The organism is Sphingomonas mali NBRC 15500 (assembly GCF_001598415.1).
Lineage (GTDB): Bacteria > Pseudomonadota > Alphaproteobacteria > Sphingomonadales > Sphingomonadaceae > Sphingomonas > Sphingomonas mali.
This window is the reverse complement of the sequence record NZ_BCYX01000012.1, coordinates 1-21,055: the sequence shown is the minus strand read 5'-3', so window position 1 is coordinate 21,055 and position 21,055 is coordinate 1. Positions and strand designations below refer to the sequence as shown.

The 21,055-nt window shown below is 63.1% G+C and carries 10 protein-coding genes; 6 read left to right on the top strand and 4 right to left on the bottom strand.

Annotated features, from left to right (window positions below; genetic code table 11):
* The first annotated feature begins 395 nt into the window (after positions 1-395).
* The 3 genes from SMA01S_RS10795 (at position 396) to SMA01S_RS10785 (ending at position 5,919) form a co-directional block, all read left to right on the top strand.
* Positions 396-3,158, top strand: coding sequence for a TonB-dependent receptor (locus tag SMA01S_RS10795; protein ID WP_066821447.1), 2,763 nt, complete (start codon positions 396-398; stop codon positions 3,156-3,158).
* Between the two features lie 213 nt (positions 3,159-3,371).
* The gene (locus tag SMA01S_RS10790) at positions 3,372-5,030 is read left to right on the top strand and encodes a serine hydrolase domain-containing protein (RefSeq protein WP_066821439.1); all 1,659 of its coding nucleotides are present in this window, start codon (positions 3,372-3,374) and stop codon (positions 5,028-5,030) included.
* A 541-nt stretch (positions 5,031-5,571) separates the two neighbouring features.
* Positions 5,572-5,919: a DUF6481 family protein gene (locus SMA01S_RS10785; RefSeq protein WP_066821436.1), complete on the top strand. Its 348-nt coding sequence runs from the start codon at positions 5,572-5,574 to the stop codon at positions 5,917-5,919.
* Between the two features lie 352 nt (positions 5,920-6,271).
* Here the strand turns inward: SMA01S_RS10785 and SMA01S_RS10780 are convergent, their stop codons facing one another.
* From SMA01S_RS10780 to SMA01S_RS10765, 4 genes are all read right to left on the bottom strand, one after another.
* Positions 6,272-7,102 carry a rhamnogalacturonan acetylesterase gene (locus tag SMA01S_RS10780; protein ID WP_084250237.1) on the bottom strand — a complete coding sequence of 277 codons (831 nt, stop codon included), beginning with the start codon at positions 7,100-7,102 and terminating at the stop codon, positions 6,272-6,274.
* 2 nt (positions 7,103-7,104) lie between these two features.
* On the bottom strand, positions 7,105-8,697 hold the full coding sequence (locus tag SMA01S_RS10775) for a family 43 glycosylhydrolase (RefSeq protein WP_066821434.1): 1,593 nt from the start codon (positions 8,695-8,697) through the stop codon (positions 7,105-7,107).
* 105 nt (positions 8,698-8,802) lie between these two features.
* Positions 8,803-12,243, bottom strand: coding sequence for a TonB-dependent receptor domain-containing protein (locus SMA01S_RS10770; RefSeq protein WP_066821432.1), 3,441 nt, complete (start codon positions 12,241-12,243; stop codon positions 8,803-8,805).
* Between the two features lie 38 nt (positions 12,244-12,281).
* On the bottom strand, positions 12,282-13,337 hold the full coding sequence (locus SMA01S_RS10765) for a pectinesterase family protein (protein ID WP_066821430.1): 1,056 nt from the start codon (positions 13,335-13,337) through the stop codon (positions 12,282-12,284).
* 214 nt (positions 13,338-13,551) lie between these two features.
* Between SMA01S_RS10765 and SMA01S_RS10760 the strand changes: the two genes are divergently transcribed.
* Genes SMA01S_RS10760 through pelA form a run of 3 tightly spaced genes read left to right on the top strand, consistent with a single transcriptional unit; the run spans position 13,552 to position 20,366 of the window.
* Entirely contained in the window at positions 13,552-15,873 is a 2,322-nt protein-coding gene (locus SMA01S_RS10760) for a glycoside hydrolase family 95 protein (RefSeq protein WP_245649236.1), read from the top strand.
* 40 nt (positions 15,874-15,913) lie between these two features.
* Positions 15,914-19,015 carry a sugar-binding domain-containing protein gene (locus SMA01S_RS10755; RefSeq protein WP_066821423.1) on the top strand — a complete coding sequence of 1,034 codons (3,102 nt, stop codon included), beginning with the start codon at positions 15,914-15,916 and terminating at the stop codon, positions 19,013-19,015.
* A 25-nt stretch (positions 19,016-19,040) separates the two neighbouring features.
* The gene (gene pelA / locus SMA01S_RS10750; RefSeq protein ID WP_066821638.1) at positions 19,041-20,366 is read left to right on the top strand and encodes a pectate lyase; all 1,326 of its coding nucleotides are present in this window, start codon (positions 19,041-19,043) and stop codon (positions 20,364-20,366) included.
* Positions 20,367-21,055: the final 689 nt, after the last annotated feature.

Sequence of the window (21,055 nt, the reverse complement as noted above, 5' to 3'; positions counted from 1 at the left end):
ACAATCGGATCAGGCGTCGCATGCGCTGGAATCGCGGGTCATCGTGTCGCGCTCTTGCTGCGAAACGATCAGCACCTTCTCGGTCAGCGCCATCGTCGCCTCGCTGCTCACGGGGCGGCTGACGTGATTTTTTCGCTGAGCATCGCCTAGCGCGGCAGCGCCGTGCCCGCCGGCCCCTCGATAAGGACCTCGGCGCGGCGCGCAGATTCTCGGGGAAGGACGAAGTCATCGCGCGGCTCGTCGAGCCTCTTATTGCCAGCGCCAAATCGCACGACGCGATCGCATTCGATCGGCGCGAACCGGCCGATGGTCGCACCGCATAACGTATGTATGGCGATCGATTGACATATCAGTTAGCCAGTGTGCAATATTACAGAAAGCAGGGAGAGGATCACATGAACCACGCGAATGGACCCGTGCGCGCCGCGTTGCTCTCGGCGACCGCGGTTGGAGCGCTGCTTTGGAGCGGCGGGGCGCTCGCCCAAAATGTAGCGCTGGCAACCCCAACGGCGGAGCCGCAAGCGTCGAGCGAGGGCGCTCAACCCGCGGATTCGGGACAAGAAATCGTCGTCACCGGTATCCGCGCTAGCGAACAGGCGTCGATCGACATCAAGCGCAACGCGATCGGCGTGGTCGATTCGATCGTCGCCCAGGATCTGGGCAAGTTGCCCGACCAGAACGTGGCCGAGTCGCTCCAGCGCATCGCCGGCGTCACCATCGAGCGCAACCGCGGCGAGGGCCGCTACGTCACGGTCCGCGGCTTCGGGCCCAAGTTCAACGCCGTGACGGTCAACGGGCGTACGCTGGCCACTGACAATAACGGCCGCGAATTTTCGTTCGACGTGCTGCCTTCGGAAGTGATCAGCGGCGCCGACGTCTACAAGTCGCCCCAGGCGAACATCAACGGTGCCTCGATCGGCGCGACGGTCGACGTGCGCACGATGCGCCCGCTCGATCAGAAGCAACGGTTCGTGCTGGCCGGCTCGGGAAGCGTCCAATGGGCCCAGGTCGCCGACCGCTACAACCCCGAAGTTTCGGCGGTGCTGGGCTGGCGTAACGCGGACAAGACCTTCGGCGTGTCGCTTTCCGCGGTCTATACCGATCAGCATGTCCGCGACGACGAGTTCACGATCGGGGCCGGCCATGTCCATCGCTCGAGCACCGACTCCTATTACAAACTGAACGGGGTTCCGGGCGGCCGCATCGGACCAAATGTCGCGCCTTTCACCAACGTCTCGATGCCATCCAACCTGTCGCCCTTCTTCTTCGAACGCACGCTGAAGCGCTACGGCTTCACCGGCTCTATCCAGGCCAAGCCGACCGACACGCTGACGATCACGCTCGACGGCCTCTATTCCAAGGCCAAGTTCACTGAACAGCAGACGGGTCTCGCCTACGATTTCTCGGGCGGAATCCTGGTCGATCAGGTCGTCCAGAACGGCGAGGCGGTGTATCAGCGCTACCAGGGCGGCTTCGCCGACGAGATCATCCAGTACGACGTGCGCGACGTGACGACGGACCAGTACGGCCTCAACATCGCATGGGAGCCGAGCGATCGCTTCAAGATCAGCGTCGACGCCTCGCAGTCGGCCGCGCGCCGCCGCGGCAAGGACGACAGCCTGTTCACCACCATTCGCCGCAAGAATGTCGACCTGTGGTTTGACCGGCGTTCGGGCAGCCCGATCTACGATTACGGCTTCAGCAGCCCGAACTATGCCAACGCGCCCGTCAATCCGCAGGGCCTCACCGCGCATTATTACATCTGGGGCGGCGGCACCGATGTCGATGACGAGATCGGCGAATATCGCGCCGATGCGCAGTGGAAGCTCGCCGACAATTTCACCGTCGCCGCAGGCGGCATGTATTCGAACCGCAGGAAAGCATTGACCGGCAACAACATGCCGTTCGGTCAACAATGCGCCTATTGTGGCTCGGACCGCGCGCTGCCGATGTCGCTGTTCAGCCCGACCAACCGCTATTTCTTCTCCGGTGGCGGCAGCGACAACATCATCCGCGACTGGATCAGCTACGACCCGCTGACCCTGGTCAAGCTGATCGACCAATATGCCGCGCAGGACGGCAAGGCCTTCGATCCGGCGCCGGTTTCCGCGGCGTCCTCGTCGGTGGTCGATGAGCATGTGAAGATCGGCTATCTGATGGGCACCTGGAACACCCGTCTCGGCGGCATGGCGCTGACGGTGAACGGCGGCCTGCGCATGGAGGATACGGTCTACACCTCGACCGGCGCGTCGCAAACAGTGCTGAGCGCGGTGCCGAACGGCCAGGGCCAAAACATCATCACGGTCTCGCCGGTTGTCCCGGTGGGCTTTCGCGGTCACTACCGCGACTGGTTGCCGTCGCTGAACGTCCGCCTCTCGCTGACCGACGACCTGATCCTGCGCCTTGCCGGATCGCGGGTGATGACCCGCCCGACTTTGTCCGACCTGTCGCCCGTCCAGTCGATCCAGACCAACCCCGGCAACGAGACGATCAAGCGGGGCAACCCGAACCTCCAGCCGTTCCGCGCCAGCCAGGTCGAGGCCGGCCTCGAATGGTATTTCTCGCCCTCGGCGCTGCTCAACGCCGCGGTGTTTTACAAGAAGATCGATTCGTTCGTGACGCTGGTGACGACCCCACAACTGGTCGATCAGGTGACCTTCCAGGTGACCGTCCCCGACAACGGCAAGGGCGCGACCGTGAAGGGCTTCGAGCTCGGCTACCGCCAGGCCCTCACCTTCCTGCCGGGCGCACTGAGCGGCTTCGGCGTGCAGACCAGCCTCAACTACACGGACTCAAACGCCAACTACCGGAACACCGTCGCCAATGTCAGCTTCGGTCTCGAGGGGCTGTCAAAATGGTCGTACAGCCTGGTCGGCTATTACGAGAAATACGGCGTCCAGGCTCGCGTTGCCTATACGTGGCGCGACAGCTTCCTGCAGGTCGCTTCGGGCCGCAACGGCGAGCCCGAATATTTCAACGCCTATGGCCAGCTGGATGCCAGCCTGTCCTACGATGTGACGCCGAGATTCACGTTCTTCGCAGAAGGCACCAACCTGAACAACGCCAAGGAGTTCATCTATTCGGTGACCCCGAACCGCACCAAGGAATACCGCCAGACCGGCCGCCGCCTGACCGGCGGCGTCCGCTTCCGCTTCTGACGTATCGCCGGTGCCCTCCCCGTTTGAGGGGCAGGGCGCCGGCCCCCGTTTCCATGCCTAGGACTTGTGCAGACCTGACTCCCTGCCGTGTCGGCGACTGGTTTCCCATTTCCTGCTTGTCCGCTCATAAATGCATTGCCAGAAAGAATCGGCGCGGCGAACTCGACGCAAGGTACGTTCGTCCAGCGTGTCTCTCCGGGTAGGGGTTTCTCGATGCGTGCCAAGTGCTCCGTCATCCTTATGGTTGCGGCCACCTGTGTCGCGCAACCTAGCTCATCGCGAACTGCCGATGACGATACGCATGGTCGGGTCGATGCGATCTTCAAGCCCTGGGACAGCGGCGGCACGCCAGGTTGCGCCGTGGCGATCTCTCGAAATGGATCGCTCGATTATGCGCGCGGGTACGGCCTGTCCAACCTCGAACACTCCATTCCCATTACTCCTGATTCGGTCTTCCTCGCCGCATCGATCTCCAAGCAATTCACTGCCTTCTCGATCGGACTGTTGGCGCAGAGAGGCAAGCTGTCACTCGACGATGACATCCGCAAATATCTTCCGGAAATGCCTGATTACGGTCGAACGATCACGATCGCGCACTTAATCCATCACACCAACGGCCTGCGCGAGCAAGGTCAGTTGCTGAATCTCGCCGGCTGGCGCGGCGAGGACATGTATACGGAAGAGGACATTCTCTGGGCGCTTCGCCGCCAGCGGCAGCTGAACTTCGAACCCGGCGCAGAGATTGTCTACGGCAACGCAGCCTATACGTTGCTCGGCGTCATCGTGCGGCGCGTATCAGGGCAATCGCTGCGAGAGTTCGCCGAGAGCCGAATCTTCATGCCGCTCGGTATGACGCATACTGAATTTCGCGATGATCACACCAGGATCGTGAAGCGCCGGACGCCAGCATACAGTCTCCGCGAGGGCGGCGGATGGAGCGAGAGCGTGCCTAATATAGATCACTATGGCTCGACCGGATTGTACACCACCGTCGAAGACTTGCTGAAGTGGGAACAGAATCTGCTCGACGCTCGGATCGGCGGACCCGGCCTCGTTGCATCGATGCAGCGATCCGGCAGGTTGAACGACGGCCAGGAGACTGGGTATGGCGGCGGTCTGAGGCTCGGCAACTATCGCGGCTTGCGAACGATCAGCCACGACGGAGCCGATGGTGGTTATCGCGCGGAGGCCGTGCTTTTTCCCGACCAGCGCCTTGCGATTGTTGCATTGTGCAATGGCGCCACCATCGAACCGACCAGCCTGACGCGCCAAGTGGCCGAAGTCTATCTGGGTGATCAAATGACGACTCCGGCGCTCGCCCCAGCAGTCGCGGCAACGGATTTTCAGGCGTCGGCATTGACGGGAGCCTATTGGAGTCCGGGAACTGGTGAAGTGGTGCAACTCGTCTGGACCGAAGGGGCATTGCGACAGGCTGGTATCCCGACACCTTTCGTTCAGATCGGCGCCGGCATCTTTCGGCCTAGCGATCAGCCTCACGAATGGCGCTTCGTCCCGCCGGCTGCCGGCGCGCCGCCGGGTGCGCAGGCGGACCTACATATCCGGGATTCTTGGCCTACGCGCCGTGTTTTCCAGCGGATAACAACGCCCCCGCCGAGTGGCGCAGCCTTGAACAAGTTCGCGGGGAGATATCATAGCGTTGATACTGACATGACCTACTCTGTGCGGGTTTTGGATGGACGCCTGAAGCTTTCCTGGCCGCGTGGGTACGACATCACGCTCGAAGCCGTCGGTGGGGATCACTTCGTCGGCTCCCGAGGCACCGTGACATTCACCCGAACGGCCTCGGGCGCGATAAGCGGATTGACGATCAGCAACAGACGTCTTCGCCGGCTGCTCGCAGAGCGAGTTTGAAGAGACGCAATCGTCAACGCGCGAGTTTGCGGCGGAAAAACGGCGCATTCTCGGTAGCTTCGAATTTTTGAGACGAGGTGTTTGGTCCTGGTGATTGATGGTGCGGGTTTGACGTAAAGCGTTCGAGCTGGGTTACCCACGTTTTACAGTTGAACTCCTGGTGAGTGACGCCGCGCAAGGTCTTGAGACGGATATTGCTTGGAACCTGCCCTCAGAAGGCAGAAGCCACAGGTTCGAATACTGTCGGGTGCGCCACAATTTCAATGACTTAGCGGGCTAGGCGAAACTCCGTACGGAAAATGTACGGAAAGCGTTGTCGGACGACTTGGGCCGAATGAGAGTGCGTCGCGATAGGCTGGACCAGTCTCCGACGTTCGCGGGGAATCAACTCGCCGGTGATTTCGGATGCCTAAAGCCTGCCCGGCAGCCGTAGCGCAGACCGTATATTCCGGGCTTGCTGGATATCATTGCGCGCTTGAAAGCGCGGCAATCTACTTATAGGCGACAACGCCCCAACCTCGGCTGACCTAAAGGATAATTTTTGCCCTCTTTCAAAGAACCGTCCTTCCAAGAGCGCGTTTCCGCAGCCGGAAAGGCGCGGAAGAAAGCCCTGGACCAACTGAAAGCCAAGCCGCCGGTCGATGAGGCTGCGTTGTTGGAGCGCCGGCTGGCGAGGGAAGCGCGGGAGCAAGCGGTGGCTGAAGAGCGTGCCGCGAAGACCGAGGCAAATGCTATAGCGAAAGCCGAAAAAGCAGCAGCTGCTGCCGTCGCGATCGCGGAGGCAAAGGCCGCGGCAGAACTCAAGGCGGCGCGTTTAACGCCCCCCAGCGCCGCGGAAATGAAAGCAGCGCGGGATGCGCGTTATGCCGCTCGCAAGGAGCGGCGATAGACAGTTGTCCGGGGACATAATCAAACTCGACGGATAGTTGCTTCAGGCGCGTTTACGAACCTTGCCCTTGACGACCTTGCAACCGGCTCGAAGCCGGTTGAGACAATCAGACCACCAATGAGCCTACAGGACTCATGTCGCCTCCGGAAACCCGCAGAAATCCTTGGGTTTTGGCATTATCCAATTTTCGTGGTCCCTTCGTGGTCCCACCCCAAAAATCGCTCCCTTACTCGGACCCGAACCCCCGCCAAGCGACACTTCTTGACCTGATGCGATCTACTTGGGGCCGACCTTTTTCCGGTGCATGCCTAGTGCTGCGCACTCGTGTCGCCCGCCGCAATCTGGGCCGGGGTCAGGGAACAAGGAACGGGCGCATTTCCGGTATCGCGACCGAGAGTTCGCGGGTCACCATGGTTGCGAAGTAATTCGCGCCTTCGATGCCCAGATGGGTGTGGTCGAATGACAATTTCGGCTGCGCCATGGGATTGACCATCACTTCGGTGGATCGTGCCGGCGCCCTCGGCGAGACTGCTTGTACCGCTCCGGGCGGAACCTCGGCAAAGCGGTCGGCCTCCGCCGAACCCATCGCACCGACCGCGGCCGAGCTGTCGGCATTGAGGTCGAGCAGTGGCACTTTCAATTCCGCAGCGACCTTGCGTGTCGCCGCTGCCCAGGGCGCGAGGTCGTTGACCAGCTTGCCGTCGACGAAGCTGCGGCGCGTCAGCGGGGTGACAAGCACCGGATGCGCGCCCGCCGCGCGCGCTTCCTCGATATAGCGCTTCAAATTGGCTGGGAACTCGCTCGCGAGATCGGTCGAGCGCCCCGGCTTGCCGGGCTGGTCGTTATGCCCGAATTGAATCAGGACCCAAATGTCGCGATAACCCGGAGTCCGCATTTCCGACAGCGCGATGTCCCATGATCCCTCGGCGCGATAATTGCTGGTGCTGCGCCCACCGCGGGCGAGGTTCAGGCACGCCAGGAACGACGTTACGTGATAGCCGCAGAAACTGGGGCCCCAGCCGCCGAACACCGCGGTCGTCGAATCGCCGACCAGGATGATCTTGGATGGCTTGATGTGCCTGACGGGCACAGGCACGGCCGGGGCGGGCGGTGCGGTTTGCGCCATGGCGGGAACCGCGAAAAGGCAGAACGCTACCGCGACGGTGCCGAACTTGGTCGTCATGATCAGAGCGCCTCGAACTTGAAGTTGCTGAACCGCGCCTCGCCGCGTCCGGCGGAATAGAGGCCGGGGCGGAGCATCAGGAAGCCGCCGCGCACATTGTGATGATAGCCCGACACTTCCATGCCACGGTCGAAGCGGCGCCAGGTGTTGCCGCCGTCGCCGCTGGTGTGGATCGCGACGATATGCCGTTTGTTGGCGATGCGGATTCGCATTTTGCGGCCATGCGGATTGGCCGGCCGGCCGCGCTCCATGCCATATTGGTGCGTGACGAAATTTCGCTCGTCGAAGCCGAGCCCGCAATAGAGCTTTTCGTCATAGAACAGCACCAGCCCGGCGGTACCGCCCGGGCCGATCTCGATATCGCATTCGAACTGATAGGCGGGATCGCCGGCGATGATCAGCAGCGGCGAGGAATCCACCGGCGCCGTACCGCTGGCTTTCATCAAGAGGCTATTGCGCTCGATCCGGAGGCGATCGCGTTCGTCCGGTCCCGGCTTGAAGAAATTCCACCGCGACCCGAGGTCAAGCTTCGCGAAATCGTCGGACAGACGCTGGCCGTGGGGCAATGCCTGCCCGCCTTTGGGTTTGGCGATCGGTCGCGACAGGTCGCCGCCGGTCATCCGGAACCAGCCGTCCGGCGTCCAACGAACCGGATCGAGCAGCGTCTGGCGCCCGAGCGTCCAGAACCCGTTCTCGAAGCCGTGATACAGCGACCACCAGCTGCCATCGGGCCCTTCGACCAGCGAGGCGTGGCCTCGCGACCACCATTTCTCGTCATTGCTGACGGTGCGTACGACCGGATTGGCCGGGCAATTCTCCCAGGGACCGTGGATCGATTTCGACCGCGCGACGATCACCATATGGCCAGTGGGCGGCCCGGCCGTGCCACCGACCGCGGTGACCATATAGAACCAGTCGCCGTGGCGATGGATCTTGGGCCCTTCGGGAGAGAAGCTCTCGACATCCCATTCGGGCGGATAATGCCAGGGATCGTAGACATGCTCGACCTTGCCGATGGTCGACAAGCCGTCATCGGCCAGCCGGATGCGGTCACCGCCCGACAGAAACAGCCAGCGCGAGCCGTCTTCGCCGACCGCGTGGCACGGATCGATATGATTCGGCATCTTGAGATCGATCGGGTCGCTCCACGGCCCGTCGATCGAGTCCGACCAGATCACCCAGATCGAATTCGGGCTGCCCTTGGTCGGGATGTAGAGGAAATAACGCCCGTCATGCTTGTCGAGCGAGACTGCCCAGACCGAGCCGATATTGCGCGTCAGCGCGGGCTTGCGCGGCTGCCAGTTCACCAGGTCGCGCGAATGCCAGATCGTCAGCCCCGGATAGGATTCGAAGCTCGAAAACGTCATGAAATAATCGGCGCCGTCCTTCAGCACCGCGGGATCGGGATGATCGCCGGCCAACACCGGATTGAGGAACCTGCCATCGCCAAGATCGGCGATGCGCTGATTGTCGATGCCCCGCTTCCATACACCCGGCTTGCCCGGCGCCACTGCGGCCTCCGCGACCTGCGGCGCTAGTGCCGAGGCACCGCCGGCTAGCGCCATGGCGAAAGCGTCTCTTCTACTGACGGTCATTCGAGGTCCTCATGTCGACACGGTATCCGGGGCTAAAAATGCCCGCCGGTAGGCGTAGCTGCATACCGGCGGGAAGGTCCGTCCCAGGGAGGACGGCAGGGCAAGTCAGAATGTCACGCGCGCGCCGAGGCGGAAGACGCGGCCCGAACTGGCATATTGGGTCACGGCCTCCTGTCCCTCATAGGCGTAGCGGTTGCTCGTCTGGTTGGTGAGGTTGAGCCCTTCCGCGGTGATCGCGAAGTTTTCGAACACGTTGAAACTCACCGATGCGTCGAGGTTGGTCGTTGCCTGGCTGTAGACGAAGTCGTTGATCAGCGGACCGTCGCAGCCGACCGATTCCACCGCTCCGCTGCCGACCTTGGTGAGTCCAGGACTGCACGAGCCCGCAGCAATTGGATAGGCCGTGCTGTAGCCCTTGCGATGTGCGACCGATACACGCGCTCGGAAGCCCTTCACCTCGTAGAACAAGGTTGCGTTGAGCGCCTGGGGCGAGACCCCGAGAAACGGCCCCTTGCCCAATGTCTGCGGCTTGGTCGCCGAGCCGGGGTCGAGGATATAGGTCAGTTGCGACTTGATGTAGGTGTAGTTCACCAACGCGCCGAAATTCTTGAGGAAGCCCGGCAGGAACGTGAAATTCTGCTGATAGCTGACCTCGATGCCGCGCAGATATCCCCCTGGCGCATCGCGATACTGGCGCGCGGTGAAGACGTTGTTGTTGTCCAGATATGCGAGCTGGTTGAGGTTGGTATATTGAGCCCGGATCGCGGCGACCACCGTGGGGTCGCCGACCAGCTCTGACAACGGCGCCGAGAACAACACGGTCTGCGGGAAGCTCGAAATCTGCTTTGAGAATGCCGCCACCGACAACAGTCCGCCCTTGGCGAAATACCATTCGATGCTGGCGTCGAGGTTGGTCGATCGGAACGGACTGAGTTTGGGATTGCCGATCGTCAGGGACGCGCCGGTCGTGCTGCCGTCGTTGGGGACGGAGATGCTGGTGATCGTCGGCGACAGGTTGCCGAGCAGCGGCCGCGCCATCACCTTCGACGCGCTGAACCGCACCAGCAGGTTGCGAACGGGCTCGTAGATCAGGTTCATCGACGGCAGCCAGTCGGTGTAATTGTTCTTGCCGACGATCGGCCGCCCAGCTTGCGAGGTTCCGGTCGAGGTCAGGTCGGTGATCGCCACCCGCGTGCCGGCATTGCCGCGGAACGGACGCCCGAACAATTCGGTCTTGAAGTCGAACTCGAGATAGAAGCCCTTGTCCTTCTCATCGACGCCGAAATTGTTCTGCCCGCCGTTGCGCAATGTGGTCAGGCGCCAGTCGCCCCATTTGTTGATGCAGTTGCACTCGAACCCGATCAGATTGTTGAACTTGTCGAGGTCGGGGACAACGAAGCTGGTCGGCGTGCCGTCGGGCATCTGGATGCCCGTGCCGAACGACACGATCTTGCTGTTTCCCGCGGTGGTCGATCCGGCCTCGAGCAAGGTGGGGTTGAGCGTATCGTTGTTGCGCTCGGCCTGTTGCGTATAGAATCCGAATTCACGGATATTGGCGCCGAAGCCGATGTTGAACTGGTCGTTCACCTGCCAGTCGAAATCGGCCTTGCCGCCCTTGTAGGTGTTGCGGACATAGCGCTCATAATGGCGGATCGCCGAGAAACCCTTGACCGTCTGCCAATTGTTCGGATCGGCCACGTTGAAGCCGAAATCCATCTTGGGCATGGTGCCGCCGCCGCGTTCGTCGAACACGAAATTCTGAGGCGAATCCATCCGGTTGAACTCGACCAGCAGGCCGGTGGAATAGTTCACCGACTTGGACTGGCCATAGAGCGCGGTCATCTTGAACTTGTCGGTGAATTCGTGGTCGAGCCGTGCCGAGCCCTGCCAGAACGTCGTCGTATAGGCGCCGTAGTCGACCGCCGAGCGGAAATCGACGTTCCGCAGGACGAGATAGTCGGCCATACCGTTGGTCACATTGGCATCGAGCACATCGACCCCCGGACGCCCGATCAACTGGCCGCGATAGGCCAAGCCGTTCGACGAGGGGATGTACCCGACCGAGTTCGGGTTGTTGTAATAATCATAGGGATCGAGATTGTTGGGATTGGTGCTGAAGATGTTGGCGTTGGCCGGGCTGGTCCCGCCAGGAGTCACCGCGGCATTGCCGAGCACCGCGGGGACCAGATTGCCCTTGGCGTCGAGCGCCGTCGAGAAAGCGGGGGTGGTCCCATACATCGACGATCCGCAATCCTGTGCGGGCACGATGGAACTGCCGGCATTGGGCGTGCACAGCCCAGGATAGGTGGCCCGCGCCGCGGTCGGGGTAAGTCGCCCGGTGGCGTTGTTGTACGCGGCATTGGTGTTGTTGCGGTTGAGGCCAACCGGCGAGAGCTGATCGTTCTCGCTGACGTTCTTGAACCGGGAATAGAGACCGTCGATGGTCAGCCGCGTCTTGGACGAGATATCCCATTGGTACGCGCCGGTCAGCCCGAGGCGCTGATTCTTGACCACCTGGTGCGTCAGCGACGGCAGCGCGGGGATACGGACCTGCGAATCGTCGAAGCGCCCGGGTGTATTGTAGGGAGCACCGGGATAGAGCTTGGCATAGGCCGCCGGATCCGACCCAGTCTGGAAAGCCAGCGCGTCGGGATTCTTGTAAGGCAGGGCGGTGCCGACCGGCGCCGAGAAACCGGAGCGCTGCGGATTGCCCTCACCGAGAAACTGGCTGCTGCGATAGAGATAGTCTGACGCGCCGGGCGAACGCTGATACTGATCGATGATGTTGATTTCGCGGTTGTAAGCGCCGGAGAACAACAAGCCCATGCGCTTGTCCTTACCGAACCGGACCGAGGCTAGGCCGGCGATGCGCGGATTCACCTTCTTGCTGTTTTGATTGTAGCTTGCCTGGCCCGAAAGGGCGAATTTTGATCCCTTGTAATCGAACGGTTTGCCGGTAACGAGGTCGATCGTCGCGCCCAGTGACCCTTCATCGGTTTCCGCCGATGGAGTCTTCTGGATACGCAGTGAGCTGAACAGCTCTGAGGCGAAGGTGTTGTAGTCGAACGCTCGGCTGCGGTTGGGCGAGGTGCCGGCGTCATTGGATCCGGCGGTCGACAACGCCTCCAGGCCATTCAGGCGGGTGCGGTTGAAATCGCCGCCCAGACCGCGAACGGTAATACCGCGCCCTTCGCCATTGTCGCGGTCGATCGACACGCCTGGTAGGCGCTGAAGCGATTCAGCCAGGTTGGAATCGGGAAAGTCGGCGATATCCTGTGCGTTGATCTCGTCGATCTGGACGTCCGAATTGCGCTTGTCGTTGAGCGCCGACGCGATCGAATTGCGGAAACCGGTGACGACGATTTCCTTGCTGCCCTCGCTATTCGCAGTCTCCGTCGTGTTCGCGCCGGTCCCTTGCGGACGCGTTGCGTCCTGAGGGTCGGCCGCCTGGGCGTGCGCGCTGGGGACTATGAAAAGCCCGGCAAGCGCCAATGCCGACAGGGACACCGTATCGATCGCGCCCTTCCTGATCCTGGTCCTGAACATTCCTGATCCTCCCTCTTTTTGATCTGGTCGATTGTCGGTCAGCCCTGCCAGTCGCCGAGCACGGCACGCGGTGTGAAAGCCGCCGCCTGGCTGGCCGTCAGGAACCGGCGGCCGATCGCGGCAGAGCCGGCTCCGGGGCCGCGGCTGCCAAATTCGAACAGCCTCGCTTCGGCCGGCTGGAACAGGCGCTTCTGGCCCGTGGGATCGGTGAACCCCATCGCCGTCCAGCCATCGCCGCGGATATGCGCATCCATCCAGCAGCGCAGGAACGCAGAGGCGCCCACCAGCCGCATATTGCCGCCGGCGCGCCACGGCCGTCCGAGATAGGTCGACGCGTCGGGCACCCCCGCCTCGCGCGTGATCCGGCAATCGGCGAAGACCAATCCAAAGGGTTGATCGGCCGGCGTACTCGGCGCGCTCAGATAACCCTGGATTTCCGCGCCGGGGACAAATCGGCTGACGATCTCGCAGCGATTGAACAACGCCGCCGGGCCGCCGAAAATGAAGTCGACGCACCCCGAAATCCGGCAGCCGCTGAAGTGCGCGCGGCCCTGGACGTAGAGCGTGTCCTGATATCCCTCGATCGAACAACTTTCGACGCGGGCGCGGTCGGCGCCACGGCCGAGCGACAGGGCCACTGCCTGCGCACCGCCGCTCGCCTGGGTGATGCGATCCTGGAGAAAGTCGAAGCTGTTACGGATGGTGAGGTTGCGCAAGGTGACGCCCGACGCCTCTACGGTCAGCGTAGCCGAGCCGCCGGTGCCCCATTTCCCGCCATCCGGACGGACGAGGCCGGCCGCGGCACCGAAGCTGACGACCGTTTGCGGCCCGCTCCCCGCGATCGTCACATTGGGTGCGCGGACGACGCACTTCTCGGTAATGATTCCCGGCCCGAGCCGGATGGTGAAAGAGCTCCCCCCGGCGCGATCCGCCAGCTCGAGCGCGGCGGCGAGTGTCGGGACGGTTCCTGGGCCGCCGGTAGGGTCGACAGTGGCACCCCGATTGCTTGCGGGCAGCGCGAACCCTCGGGACCCGATGCCCAGCGCGACACCGCCGGCGAAGAACCGCCGCCGATCGAGGGCGTGCAGAGCCATCAATGGTTCCGCTCAACCCCTAAGGGGTCGCGGTCGCCTCCAGTCATGTCCTCTCCCCTTGCGGTTTTTCCGCTTTTTTCAGCCGGCGCGAGGTTGTCATCTTCCGGCTACAGTGGTAGCGATACCAGTCTAGTGATACCGGTGTCAATGCTGGATCGGGAGAGGTGGAATGCGCCTGAAAACGGGCCCCGTCGGGCTAACGCGCCGCGCAATTATGGGGTCGCTATCCGCCGCCGCCGCGTTGCCTTTCCTCCCTCGCGCCTGGTCCGCGACGCGCGTCCGCAAGTCTCCGCTGACACTCTGGTACGAACGTCCGGCCGCGGCATGGACCGAGGCGCTGCCCGTCGGCAACGGCCGCATCGGCGCGATGATCTTTGGCGGAATCGCCCAAGAACGCCTGCAATTAAATGAAGATACGCTGTGGGGCGGAGGTCCCTACGATCCCGTCAATCCCCAGGCCAAGGCCAGTTTGCCCGAATTGCGCCATCTGATTTTCGCCGGCCGATACGCTGAAGCGGAAGCCTTCGCCAACGCGCACGTCATGGCGACGCCATTGCGCCAGGCGTCCTACAAGTCGGTTGGCGATCTGGCGATCGAGATGCTCGGGATCGGCGATGCCGATGCTACCGGTTACCATCGCGCGCTCGACATCGATTCCACGGTCGCCGAAACCCGCTTCACGGCGAATGGTGTCACTTACATCCGCAGCGTGTTGGCGTCCCCGGTCGACCAAGTGATCGCGGTTCGGCTGTCCGCGAACCGGCCAGGGAAAATCTCCTGCCGCTTGTCGTTCAGCTCGCCCGAAAAGGCGTCGCGATCGAGCATCGAGCGGAGCGACACCCTGGTCCTGAGCGGTCGCAACGACCCGGAAGGCGCAATTGCTGGGGCCCTGACGTTCGAAGCCCGCCTGCAGGCGCGACCGCGCGGTGGCACGGTTCGAGCCGATGGCGACGCGCTGCTGATCGATGGCGCCGACGAGGTCATCTTGCTGATCGCGATGGCGACGAGCTACCGGCGCTACGACGACGTATCGGGCGATCCGGCCGCGATCACGCGCGCGCAGATCGACAAAGCCGCGGCACGGTCGTTCGCCGCGATCGCCGTTGACGCTACCGCCGAGCATCGCCGGCTGTTTCGCCGCGTAACGATCGATCTCGGCCGGACCGATGCGGCCGACCAGCCGACCGACGTCCGCATCAAACAGTCCGAGACTGTTGCCGATCCCGCGCTCGCCGCCCTTTATTTCCAATATGGCCGGTACTTGCTGATCTCCTGCTCGCGCCCCGGCGGGCAGGCGGCGAACCTGCAGGGACTGTGGAATGAGAGCCCCCGGCCGCCCTGGGGCAGCAAGTACACGATCAACATCAATACCGAGATGAATTACTGGCCGGCCGAGCCGACCAACCTGCCCGAATGCGTCGAGCCGCTGATCCAACTCGTCCGCGACATCGCGCAGACCGGCGAACGCACCGCACGCGACATGTACGGCGCGCGTGGTTGGGTTTGTCACCACAATACCGATTTGTGGCGCGCGACGGCGCCGATCGATGGCGCCAAGTTCGGACTGTGGCCGATGGGCGGGGCGTGGCTCTGCACGCACCTTTGGGCACATTACGATTATAACCGCGACACGGCCTATCTCGCCTCGGTTTATCCGATCCTGCGCGGCGCCTGCCTGTTCTTCCTCGACACGCTGCAGACCGATCCCAACACCGGCCACCTCGTCACCAACCCGTCAATGTCGCCCGAAAACGGTCACGGCCACGGATCCTCACTGATCTACGCGCCGACGATGGACATGGAGATTTTGCGCGACCTGTTCGACCAGACGGTCGCGGCCGCGGGCATTCTTGGCCAGGACGCCGAACTCTCCAGACAGTTCGCCGACGCCCGCGCACGTCTGTTGCCGCTGCAGATCGGTGCGCAAGGCCAACTCCAGGAATGGCCGATGGACTGGGACATGCAAGCCGACGACGTGCATCATCGCCACGTCTCGCACCTCTACGCCCTGTTCCCGAGCCATCAGATCGATGTCGAGCGCACCCCTGCCCTGGCCCGCGCCGCGCGGAAATCGCTCGAGATCCGGGGCGACAAGGCAACCGGCTGGGCGACGGCATGGCGGCTCAACCTCTGGGCGCGGCTGCGCGAGGGCGATCACGCGCACGCGATCCTGTCATTCCTGCTCGGCCCGGAACGCACCTATCCCAATATGTTCGACGCGCATCCGCCGTTTCAGATCGACGGCAATTTCGGCGGCACGTCGGGGATCACCGAAATGCTGATGCAATGCCAGGGCGACGTCATCGACTTGTTGCCGGCCTTGCCGCGCGCCTGGCCGACGGGATCGGTCAGCGGATTGCGCGCACGCGGCGGGTGCATTGTCGATGTCGCCTGGCGCGACGGCAAGCTCGCGCGTGCGGCGATCACCGGCAGCGAACGAGGCAGTCGCAAGGTGCGCTATGCCGGGCGATCGATCGAGGTCGAGATAGTGCCGGGCAAGCCGGTACCGCTTCGGCCTGCCCGCTTCTCCGCATGACGCCATTCGCGCAACCGCAGACCGACTTGGGGGAAGATCGATGGAACTGAACCGGCGCGGTTTCATGGGCGTGGCGAGCGCCGGCGTGGCGGCAGGCTTTGTCGGTCCGACGCATGCGGCGCCGGTTCTGCTCGATGTTCCCGATACCGGCTGGCGCCTGTGGATTGATCGCGAAGCACGCTATCTTGACGACCGCATCTACCTGCCGTCCCAGGTCGACCTGGCGGCGTTGCCGGTCAATCCGCCGACCGGCGGCTGGGACGCGCTCGACACCGTCAAAGCGCTCACCGTCACCCTCCCCACCACCGTCGAAGAGCATTGGTGGGGGAAGTTCGGCGCGCGCCCCTACGCCGCCGACGAGTATCGCTATGCGGAAGACGATCCGGTCCCGCAGAACGGCGCCTATCGCGGCGTGTCGTGGTGGTACCGGTCGATCGACATTCCGGCGGCGGCGGGCGGCAAGCGCATCATGCTCCATATTCGCGGCGCGCGGATGCGAGCGGAAATCTATCTCAACGGAAAGCTGGTCGGCCATTCGATCATGTCCGAATTGCCGATCGACTGCGACCTGACCGCGGCGATGTCGCCGGGCCAGGCCAACCGGCTCGCGATCCGCATCACCAATCCCGGCGGGCGCTACGACTGGCGCGATTCGACGACGATGCAATGGGGCGCCGCCAAGCTCTTCTTGTCGCACGGCTTCGGCGGGCTGGACCGCGGCATGACGCTGAGCGCGCATCCGATCGATGCGCATATCCGCGACGCCTGGGTACTCAACACGCCCGATCCGCGCGTCGTCAGCGCACGAATGGAGATCCTATTCGAGCACCCACCGCGCGACATCGCCGCGCTGCGTTCGCAGGCGACGCTTGCGTTGCTCGACGCCAAGGGTGGGACGCTGCCCGCCGCGGCAAGCCTCGATGCGCTGACGCTCGACGGTAAGGTCGCCACCGCGACCTTTACCTTGCAGGCGGCCGAAGCCAAATTGTGGAGCCTCGACGCTCCGACGCTCTACTACGCGCGGTTCGGCTGGGGCGACGACATTCGCAAGGTCCGTTTCGGCTTTCGCTGGTTCGCCCCTGACGGGATCGGCGGCAACGCGGTCTTGCGCCTCAACGGCCGGCGCGTGCGGCTGTATTCGGCGATCTCCTGGGGCTATTGGGGCTATAACGGGCTGTGGCCGACGCCCGAGCTTGCGCGCCGCGAAGTCACCTCGGCCAAGGCGCTCGGACTCAACTGCCTCCATTTTCACCGCAATGTCGGCAAGACCGAGGTATTCGCCGCGCAGGACGAAATGGGGCTGCTTCGGGTGATGGAGCCGGGCGGCGGCCGTTTCGCGATCGGCCGCGACCTCAAGCCCGACGAGCAATTATCGCCCGCGGATCGCTTCAGCCGCGACTTCCTCGTCGAGAAATGTGTCGCGATGGCCAAGGCGTTCCGTTCCCACCCCTCGCTTGTCCAGTACACGTTGCAGAATGAGCTTGGCGCCAACCTCGCCAATCCGGATGTCCAGGTGGCGCTGAAGGCGATCCACGATGCCGACCCCAGCAGAGCGGTGGTGCTCAACGACGGCTTCGTTCAGCGCGGCGCGGCGCAGGCGATGTACCTGCCCTATGACGACCATTTCTATCGGTCGGACAGGGAGCAATGGGGCGGCTGGTGGAACAATCACCAGGGTGCAGGCGACCAATGGTACGACAAATTCTATCGCGGCAAGGACGATTATATCCAGCGCCAGACCGGCAAGCCGTTCATCGTCGAATTCGGCGAGATGGAAGGCTGCGCGGTCGCCGATAATCACGCGAAGATGGTCGCGGATATCGATAAACGAGGCGGCTCCTACGATCTTGCCGACCATCGCACGATCTTGACCGCGACCGAGGCGTTCCTCGACAAATGGGGGTTCCGCACGGCCTTCCCGACTGCCGAAAGCCTGTTCCTGTCGATCGGGCGCAAAGCCTATGATAGTTGGCAGAATTATCTCGAGAATATCCGTATCGGCGACGAAGTCGATGTCGCGTGCATCAGCGGCTGGGAAACGACCGCGATCGAGAACCATTCGGGGATCGTCGACAATCTGCGCTATTTCAAGGCCGACCCGGCGCTTGTCCGCTCCAGCCTGTTGCCGGTCCGTCCGGTCGCGAAGCAGCGCCAGCTGGCTTATGCGCTGGGCGAAAGCGCCAGCCTCGACCTCTATCTGTTCAACGACAGCGGCGAACAGGTGCCGGGAACGCTCCGCCTGTCGGTGGTCGGCCCCGATGGCAGCGAACGCGACGTCGCGACCTACCCTGCTCCAACATTCGAGCCCGATGTGATGCGGCACCTCATCGCCGAGCGGGTCGCGCTTCCCACTTTTGGCGTGCCCGGCCCGCACCGCGTCCGTCTCGCGCATTCGGCGCATCCCGACGCGACATTCGAGCGTATTGTGTGGATCGTAGCGCCCGCGGCAAAGCCGGCCCGTCCGATCAGGATCGGGGTGGCCGGAGTGGCGCAGTCCCTCCGCGCGCAACTGACGGCGCTCACCGGTGTGTCGGTCGAGGATTGGAAGCCGGGCGGCCGCTACGACGGCATCGCCGCGCAAGGCCTCAAGGCCGACGAGATCGCGCGGCGCCAAATCGGCGAGCAGACCGGCCTCGAGGCGCAGCCGAAGAAAGGCGAAAAGCCCAAGCTCGTGCTGGGCGAGATCGATGGTGCCGTGCTCGATGCGGTGAAATCGGGGACGCCCCTGCTCGCGCTGGTCCCCGAGGATGGCCTCGCCGATGGCGTGGCACGACAGCTCTCGGGGCTCGGGTTGTTCGGCTATTTCGGTCAGGTCGGCGATCTTCGCGCGCCGTGGATGGGGAACTGGAATTATCTCCGCGCGCATCCGTTGTTCGACGGCATTCCCGCGGACATGGCGACCGGCGTGCTCCATCAGGTCGAGGGCCAGGCATCGAACGGCCTGATCGTCGACGGCGAGGGTGTCGAGGTAATCGCGGGCTACAGCCGTGACCATGACCGCCGCAATGGCGCAGCGACGTTGATCGCGCGTCATGCCGGCATGCGCGTCGCGGTCCATCGCATGCCCGACATGGTGGCGCCGTTACAGCGCCGGTTCCTGGAAAATGCCGTCCGCTGGCTCGCCGCCGGCGAGCGCACCTGACACCGAAATCGAGGGAGAAACAGATATGCGTAGCTGGACAATGGCGCTGTTGCTGGGCGGTACGCTTGGATCGGCGACGATGGTCGAAGCGAGAGTGATCGGTTCGATGACCCCTGCGGCACCGATCACCGAGGCCAGAATCGCGACGCTACCTGTCGGAGAACGAGCGGCATGGACAGCCTATCTCGCCAAATCGCGCGCACTGATGGCGGCGGACAAAGCGGCGCTCGCGGCCGAGCGCGGCAATACTGCTTATCCCGAGGCGCCACATCCCGGCCGGTCCGGCGGCAGCGGGATGCCGATGGATCGTCCCACGGCCTGGTATTCCTCTGACGTGGCGCGGCATATCGGCGACACTATCATCAGCTTCCAGACTCCGGCGGGCGGCTGGGGCAAGAACATGGATCGCAGCGGTCCGGTTCGTGCACGCGGCCAGAATTATGTGCCGATCGAGAATTTGCCGGCCAATGCCCGCGAGGACATCAAGACCGCCGATTCCAATTGGGCCTATGTCGGCACGATCGACAACAATGCGACGACGTCCGAGTTGCGCTTTCTCGCGCGCGTACAGGCGCAGGCGCCCGGTGTGACGGGAGAGCCCTATCGCCGTGCCTTCCTGAAGGGTGTGCGCTATCTGCTCGACGCGCAATTTCCCAATGGCGGCTGGCCGCAAGTCTATCCGCTGCAGGGCGGCTATCACGACGCGCTTACCTTCAACGACGACGCCCTGTCGCAAGTCGCCGAGCTGCTCGCCGACGTCGCCGTGCGGCGGGGCGATTATGCCTTCGTCCCCGCGTCGCTCGCTGTCCAGGCCGCGACCGCCGAGGCGAAGGCCATCAGGGTCATCCTGACGACGCAGGTCGTGGTCGACGGCAGGCGGACGATCTGGGGTCAGCAGCACGACGCGTTGACGCTGGCGCCCGCGGGCGCGCGCAACTTCGAGCCGATCGCCCTGTCCTCCGACGAGAGCGCCGACCTGCTGCTGTTCCTGATGAAGCGCCCCAATCCTTCACCCGCAGTCATTGCCGCGGTGCGCGACGGCATCGGCTGGCTCAAGGCGCATGCCCTATACGGCGTCGATTTCACCCGAGATGCGGCGGGTGGCGACGGCCGAAAGCTGGTCGCAAAAGACGGCGCCGGAGCGCTCTGGTCGCGCTATTACGACATCGCCACCGGCAAGCCGATCTTCGGCGACCGCGACAAGTCGATCCATGATGACGTCAACGAACTGAGTCTCGAGCGCCGCAACGGTTATAGCTGGTTCAACAACGGGCCAGCAAAGGCACTTGCCGCATTCGATCGCTGGGAGCCCGCATCGGCGAGGAAGCCTCTCAAGGACCGGCTGCGTTGATGGCCGACCATAAATTCGGCGCCTTTTCAGCAGGTCACTGGATTACTTCGCGATCTTAGCTGCTTATAACGGCAATATGGGGGGCAACGGTGGTCATGTGCGGCTTTACCTGATCAGCCAATTGAGCTGAGCGAGTTCATCGGCTCGTTCGCCACAGTCGAGAACCAATTCGACAAGTTTATGTCGGCTGACCATCCGGACCTTGGCGGAGACGCCCAGTTCTTCGTGAAGAGCATCACCAGCGGCTCAATTACGACCGACCTCGTGATGTTGGGCGCTGTGGCGGCGGGACCTTTTATATATCTATTTGATTTGTAATTATATTATTCCAACTCCGTACGAGCGAGACCAACAAAAAGACCAACATCGCGCGGCTCTCCCTAGCACGGGCCGAGCCAGATATTGCATGGAACGCGGCCCTCCGAAGGCAGAGGCCACAGGTTCGAATCCTGTCGGGTGCGCCATATTTTCAATGACTTAGCTTAAGCGCCCGTGGCCGCTTGTCCAATAAATGTCCAATAAATTGGCATGGATTGCAGCGGACCGCGACGGATTCGGATGGCAGCGTCATCAGCAATTTCTTCGCTCAGAATTGCGCTGATCAGCGCTCAGCCGTTGCGATGGTCGGTCGAGACTGGAGCGTCGGCTTAGCGCCCCATAATCAGACGTTCGATGAAGTTTGCCCTAAT